The sequence below is a fragment of the Methylophaga sp. UBA4204 genome, from assembly GCF_002379485.1.
In the GTDB taxonomy this organism is placed as follows: Bacteria; Pseudomonadota; Gammaproteobacteria; order Nitrosococcales; family Methylophagaceae; genus Methylophaga.
In genome coordinates this window covers 11,915-12,763 of the sequence record NZ_DFTU01000092.1, presented here as the reverse complement: position 1 = coordinate 12,763, position 849 = coordinate 11,915, and the positions used below count along the sequence as shown (strand labels likewise).

Here is an 849-nt window from a genome sequence, read left to right as displayed (position 1 = left end):
GCAGTAATCGGTATTGGCGGGTTAGGACATATTGCTTTGCAATTTCTGCAAGCCTGGGGATGCGAAGTCACAGCATTTACCAGCGCAGCAAAATTACAGGAAGCTCTGGATATGGGGGCTCATTACAGCGTGGATTCGCGTGATGCCGTCGTCATGGCTGAGCTGCCCAGAAAATTCGATATGCTTCTCTCTACTGTTAACGTCAAACTGGACTGGAATCTGTACCTGAGTAAATTAAAACCAAAAGGGCGGCTGCATTTTGTCGGGGCAACCATGGATCCATTGGATATTAAAGTATTCAACCTGACAGAAGCGCAAAGAAGTATTTCCGGATCAGATACCGGCAGTATGCAAACCTGCAACAAAATGCTGGAATTTGCTCAACGTCATCAGGTCAAGCCGGTTGTGGAAATGTATCCGTTTGATCAGATAAATGAGGCGATTGAAAAACTGCGTAAAGGAGATGTGCGTTATAGAATCGTTCTTGAGCGGTAAAGCAGGAAAACAGGCGGTGATTTACGTTTACTGTCGGTAAATAAAAAGCCCCAACAGTATAACTGATGGGGCTTAAATATTCTGGATAAACCTGTTGATTTATAAAAGGTTTAATGTTGGTACCGAGGGCGAGAATCGAACTCGCACTTCCGAAGAAACCGGATTTTGAATCCGGCGCGTCTACCAGTTCCGCCACCCCGGCAACAAGCCGAGCATTATAACGAGGGCTGTCCGATTATGAAAGCCCGTTTTAACGTTTTGATGATATTTTCATGTCTGGAAGCGATTTTACCTAACGAAAAGCGCAATAGCTCTGCTATGATCTCGCCATGCAACGTACCGACTTTCAATTTG

The 849-nt window shown here is 45.1% G+C and carries 1 protein-coding gene and 1 tRNA gene; one reads left to right on the top strand and one right to left on the bottom strand.

Annotated elements, in window-relative coordinates; all coding sequences use genetic code 11:
- Positions 1 to 495, top strand: a 495-nt coding sequence (locus tag B3182_RS13765; protein ID WP_292753134.1) for a zinc-binding dehydrogenase, incomplete at its 5' end; no start/stop codon positions are given.
- 117 nt (positions 496 to 612) lie between these two features.
- Here the strand turns inward: B3182_RS13765 and B3182_RS13760 are convergent.
- A tRNA-Leu gene (locus tag B3182_RS13760) sits at positions 613 to 697 on the bottom strand.
- Between the last annotated feature and the right edge of the window lie 152 nt (positions 698 to 849).